Consider the following 4,545-nt stretch of genomic DNA (forward strand, 5'->3'; position numbering starts at 1 on the left):
GGGCTTGTGCCCTCGACCTATTCGAGCGGCGGCAAGACCTTCCACGGCAAGATCATCAAGCAGGGCAACAAGTGGCTGCGCTGGGCTTTCGTCGAAGCGGTCACTCCCGCGATCGCCAGCGATGCGCAGCTTCGAGGCCAATACGAACACTTGAAGTTCAGAGGAGTGAACAAGGCGCGTGTGGCGATCGCGCGCAAGCTTTTGACGATCGCCTTCCAGATCCTGCGTGACCAGCGCGCTTACGAGCCGCGCGACACCAGCACCACGGAAGGCGCGTCGACGATATCCCGGCTGTCCTGATTGTCGTTTAGCGAGCCCGGCAGGTCTGGGCTGCGCTCTTGCAGGAGAATGGGAAGCCGGGAGCCGAACGCCACTCTGTGACCGAAGCCATATGCATCAGGGTCACGAATTGGAGACTGGTTCAGAACCGAAAGACGGAAAAGCAATCTGTCCTACGGAACGAAGGACGTTGCCGAGCGGCACAAATGCCGGTCAAAACATAACCGAACCCAAGGAAAGCCGCCAAATGGTGGTGTCTTGCCCCTTGTGTTCTTTCATTGGAGGGATTCATGACCTTCGATGAAGTTTGTGGATCTCGGTGAAGACCTCGGTTGAGGCGATCCAGTCAGCCTTCGGGCAAGCCAGCGTCACGCAGACCCGATAAGATGCGCGCCATAATAGCAGAGGGCCACCATGTATCCCTGACTTTGGCAAGCGTAAGGTCGGGATGGCTCTCTCGCAGTCGAAGGCAGGCACGTCGTGCCTCATCCAATCTGCCGGCGTGCACATAGGCGCTGACGAGCCACCGCAGAGCCCAACTCGCGTCAGGCTGCTGGCTAAGGCCTCTTTGGATCCAGGTAATCGCATCGTCGTATCGCCCGTCGACGAAATGGGCGGCGCCGACCCCGACGTCCGCCATATAGGCGATCGGATCGAGCGGGCTCAGCCGACGGAACCGCGCGAAATGTCCGAGCGCGGACGCGGAGCGTTCGCGATACACATCAAGCCAACCGCTACGCAGCCAGGCCCAGGCTGAATTCGGATCGAGCGATCGCGCTCGCTCAAGGTGTGTCTCTGCCACGTCGAAGTCCCGTGCGAACGAATGCGCCGCTCCAAGGATCGCGAGGACCATCGGGTCATCGTGGCTGAGCGAGGCAGCGCGCTGTGCAAGGCGCAAGGCCTCATCGCGGTCACGGCCTGGAGCGTCGGTCCAACCATACACGGCGCGTTGCGCGTGGCACCATGCGAGCAGCGACAGAGCGAAGGGATAGTCAACGTCATGGGCAAGCGCTTGAGCGAGAAGCGAGCGGGCCGTTTCGTTCTGGTCCTTGTCAAGCGACCAGACCAGCGGGAACGCTCTCAGCACGAGGTCGTATGCGTCAAGACTTTCGGGCCGTTTGCGCCGGGAACGCTCCACTTCGGCAGATAGGATCGACGGCTGGATTGCTCCGACGACGTGTTCGGTAATGCGGTCCTGAAGGTCGAAGATGTCGGCAAGATCGCCATCGTACCGGTCCGCCCAGAGCTGACTGCCTCACTCTGCGTCGATCAATTGGCCAGCGAGGCGGATGCGGCCACCGGCCCTTCGGACGCTCCCCTCGAGCAGGTAACGCACCCCGAGCGCCCGGCCTATTTCTCTCGCGTCGACAATCCGGCCCTTGAAGGCATAGCTGGAGTTGCGTGCAATGACGAATAGCCAGCGCATTCGGGATAGCGCAGTGGTGATTTCTTCCACCGTGCCATCAACAAAATACTCCTGTTCGGGGTCGCCGCTTATGTTCTGGAACGCCAACACGGCAATCGACGGCTTGTCGGGCAGCGCTAGTTTTCCATCTGCCAGCGCGGGAACAATCGGTCCTCTGGCAGTGTCCGGGTTTGGGACCACACGAAAGGCTCGCACCGGCCGCGCAATGTTTTTGAGTTCCTTATCACCGAGATCCTCGAATTCATGCTTCAGCTTGTCGCGCACCTGTTCATAAGCCGCACCCGACAGGCAAATCCCATTAGGTTCGGCGATGCCTTCCAAGCGGGCAGCAATGTTGACACCGTCGCCCATCAGGTCGCCGTCGCTCTCCTCGACTATGTCGCCGATATGGATGCCGATGCGGAATTCGATACGTCGATCAGGCGGGACGCCGGCATTGCGGTCGAGCATCGCATTCTGCACCTCGACGGCGCACCGCACCGCGTCGACCACGCTTCGGAACTCGACGAGGGCGCCGTCGCCAGTGCGCTTGACCACTCGACCGTGATGCACGGCGATCGTGGGATCGATAAGATCGCTGCGCAACGCCCGGAGCCGCGCCAGGGTGCGATCCTCGTCCGCGCCGGCAAGCCGGCTGTAGCCGACGACGTCCGCCGCCAGGATTGCAGTAAGCTTTCGGGATTCGCTCAAGCCATCCTCCCATATCGAGCTTGGCACTATAAACCAATCACAGCAGCCCCGTCTCAGAGGGAGATCGCCCGAGCCGTGGTCGAACGTCCGGCATGAGATCGAAGTGATGTCTGCGGCACGAAAGGCAAGAGTTCGGAAGTGGCGCAACTGCGACCCGTGTTGTCACTGCGCCATGTCCGCTTTGCAGCAATAGCGACCGGTGGCTATATGTCCACTATGGGGCGCAAAGCGGTCAAGACCGCGTCGGCCCCTTTGCTGCCGTTCGAGGTCGATCCGAGGAACGTGCGGTATGTGCTAGAATGCGGCCCGAAGGCGGAATGCGACAGACGCACTGCGGGGGGCGGTGTGATCGAACCGGAATTCGCGCGACCGAGAACCGACGTTGTGCTCTTGAAAGGGGAGACGAGGACGATGCCGACACCGCAGCAACCCAGTCTAATAGTTCGACAGAAATCCCCACAGAACATCGAGTTTCCGTTTGCGTCGCTCTCCGATTGGCTGATCCCAACCGAGCTGTTCTTCGTGCGGAACCATTTCCCGTCGCCGGACCTCGATGCCCGAGACTGGAGATTGCGCGTTGGCGGGGCGGTGGAGCGGCCGATCGAACTTGACCTCGACAGCATCAAGGCGATGGCGAGCACGACGTTCACCGCCGTCGTCGAGTGCGCAGGGAACGGGCGCGTCTACTATGTGCCGCCGAAGGAGGGGTTGCAGTGGCAGAATGGAGCCGTCGGCAATGCCGCGTGGACAGGTGTTCTTCTGCGCGAGATTTTGGAAATGGCGGGCGTTAAGCGAACCGCACGTGAGGTTCTGCTCGCAGGCGCAGACAGCGGCGTCGTCGACACGAACAAGAAAACGGCTTCTCCCGGCCCCATCGCTTTTGCGCGCAGTTTACCGCTTGAGAAGGCCATCGCTGACAGCACGATCCTTGCCTATTCGATGAACGAGGAGCCGTTGACGCGCGATCACGGCTACCCGCTACGCGCGGTCGTGGGTGGCTGGTTCGGCATGGCTTGGGTCAAGTGGATCACGCATATCACGGTTGTGGAGCAACCGTTCCTTGGCTACTGGCAGGCGCGCGACTATTTCCGTTGGGAGCGCAGCCTCGGGGAACCCAGGCTGGTCCCCCTTGCGGAGATGGAGGTCAAAGCGCAGATCGCGCGTCCCGTACAGGGGGCGCATCTCATCGTCGGCCAACCGTACCGGATTTTCGGAGCCGCCTGGAGCGGAGAGGCTGTTATCCGGCAGGTGCAGGTCTGCACCGGAGATGGCAGGGGCTGGCGCGAGGGAAGGCTTCTCGAAACAGAACGTCCCTTTGCATGGCGTTTGTGGGAGTACATGTGGACCCCTGAAGAAGTGGGGCGATATATACTGCGATGTCGCGCGATCGATGGGGCCGGGTGCGTGCAGCCCGACCTCCAGCGTTCCGACTGCGAGAGCTACGCGGCCAATTGGATCATTCCGGTGGAGGTTACGGTCGTTCCCGAGCCACAGACGTACGAGGAGGAATTCGTGATCTAATCACCCGCATGGGGCGGAATGGCGGCTTTTTGGCGCAACTGCGACCCGCGTTGTCACTGCGTCATGTCCGCTTTGCAGCAACAGCGACGGGTGGCTCGATGACATTATGGGGCGCAAAGCGGAAATTATTTCCAACTTGGGGCCGTCTGCGCGTGAAAAACGAATGCGGCCATGCACAAAGTGGTGTCCGACGTCTACTTCGCGACCCGATGCAGACATCAGACGATTGCAAAACTCGGTCGCTTACACACGGGTATTGCGACAGGAATTCCTCTCATTTTTTGATGCTGAGAGGTCAGTCGTTGAACTTAGGCAGACCGTCCGAGAACTCTTCGAATGATGGAAAGTAGTTGATTTTCGGCGTGGACGGCGGCGTTTTGTCCAATTTCCAGCTTTTCCGTTTTCGGGTGCGATGGTGGCGTTCATGGGCATAGTGGCGTTTATTTTGGGTTGAGAACAACGCAAAATGGGGCGTTTTATGTCCGCAACGCGGCGATCAGGCCCGGCACACCGATGATGGAGATGGCCCTCTTGATGTTGTAGGCGAGCGCCGTCAGGCTGAACTCCCCGCGGACGTTTTCCAGCCGCCGCATCAGGAACGCGCCCTGGTTCATCCATTGCTTGATCGT

Annotated in this window: 4 protein-coding genes and 1 pseudogene; 2 read left to right on the plus strand and 3 right to left on the minus strand. The window is 60.4% G+C overall.

Translation table 11 applies throughout. The features are described from left to right. Positions 1–300 (plus strand): transposase (locus BSG20_RS34650; protein ID WP_143147621.1); only part of this gene is annotated, 300 nt, incomplete at its 5' end. Between the two features lie 325 nt (positions 301–625). Here the strand turns inward: BSG20_RS34650 and BSG20_RS34655 are convergent. After that, complete coding sequence (locus tag BSG20_RS34655; RefSeq protein ID WP_143147622.1) at positions 626–1,366, minus strand: tetratricopeptide repeat protein; 741 nt, start codon at positions 1,364–1,366, stop codon at positions 626–628. 168 nt (positions 1,367–1,534) lie between these two features. Beyond that, entirely contained in the window at positions 1,535–2,395 is an 861-nt protein-coding gene (locus BSG20_RS34660) for an adenylate/guanylate cyclase domain-containing protein (RefSeq protein ID WP_167371666.1), read from the minus strand. A gap of 138 nt (positions 2,396–2,533) precedes the next feature. On the opposite strand from BSG20_RS34660, the gene BSG20_RS34665 reads away from it, so the two are divergent. Continuing rightward, complete coding sequence (locus BSG20_RS34665) at positions 2,534–3,916, plus strand: sulfite oxidase (RefSeq protein WP_280142241.1); 1,383 nt, start codon at positions 2,534–2,536, stop codon at positions 3,914–3,916. A 476-nt stretch (positions 3,917–4,392) separates the two neighbouring features. Here BSG20_RS34665 and BSG20_RS39110 read toward each other — a convergent pair. Beyond that, positions 4,393–4,545, minus strand: a pseudogene (locus BSG20_RS39110) (IS1182 family transposase); the annotation flags it as partial.

Origin of the sequence: Rhizobium tibeticum (assembly GCF_900110205.1) — a bacterium.
Lineage (GTDB): Bacteria > Pseudomonadota > Alphaproteobacteria > Rhizobiales > Rhizobiaceae > Rhizobium > Rhizobium tibeticum.